The sequence below is a fragment of the Kitasatospora sp. NPDC057965 genome (genome assembly GCF_042887135.1).
Classification (GTDB): Bacteria; Actinomycetota; Actinomycetes; order Streptomycetales; family Streptomycetaceae; genus Kitasatospora.
This window is the reverse complement of sequence record NZ_JBHVPZ010000051.1, coordinates 1-749: the sequence shown is the minus strand read 5'-3', so window position 1 is coordinate 749 and position 749 is coordinate 1. Positions and strand designations below refer to the sequence as shown.

The window sequence follows — 749 nt, the reverse complement described above, 5'->3', positions numbered from 1 at the left end:
TGTGTGTTCGTCGCGGCCCGCCCCGGCGCGCGGGTGTTTCCACCCCCCGCGCGCGGGGGGGGGGGGGGCGTGGTCCCGCGCCTGACTGGGGGCCCCACGGCACTAGCTCGCTCCGCCGTAGGCGGCAACCCGCCTGGGACGGAGGCGGGTTGGAGGTGGGAGAAGGGCCTCGTGAGCTGGTGGCGCGGGAGTGGGCGCGTCTGCCTTAGAAGTCGTCGTTGGCCAGCCCTCGGGCGGCGAGAGCGGAGATGAGGTGGTCCATCACCAGCTCTTCGACCTGCTCGGCGGAGAGGGGCGTCTTCGGTCCGCCGGCGCTGTGGCGGACCGCCCAGCGGCCGTGACCGATCGCGTCGGCGTCGTGGATGTGGCCATGGCGGACGAGGACGGCCATGAAGTCGCTGAGGAGGTCGAGGTCGGCGAGGACGGCGTTGCTCATGGGAATGCTCCAGAGAGTGAGGGTGACGAGGGAGAAGAAGGGGAAGCGCGTGGTCACCGTCGTGGCGGAGGTTTGTCGTCGCGCAGAAGCCGCAGGATCTCGCCAGCGGCCTGGTTGGAGATCGGCCGGCCGCTGTCACGGATTGCGGTGACTACGACCTCTCGATTCAGCCGTCCGGCCCGGGCCGCGGCCTCTCGGCTGATCCGCAGCAAGTCCTGGTCCGGTCCGGTGGTCCGGGTGTTCGGTCCGGGGCTGTCCGGTCCGGTGGTCCGGGTGTTCGGTCCGGGGCTGTCCGGTCCGGTGGTCCGGGTGT

1 protein-coding gene is annotated in these 749 nt (G+C 71.6%); it reads right to left on the bottom strand.

Annotation, left to right across the window (positions count from 1 at the left end; translation table 11 throughout):
* Positions 1-205: 205 nt before the first annotated feature.
* The gene (locus tag ACFVVU_RS37325) at positions 206-436 is read right to left on the bottom strand and encodes a hypothetical protein (RefSeq protein WP_387794213.1); all 231 of its coding nucleotides are present in this window, start codon (positions 434-436) and stop codon (positions 206-208) included.
* Positions 437-749: the final 313 nt, after the last annotated feature.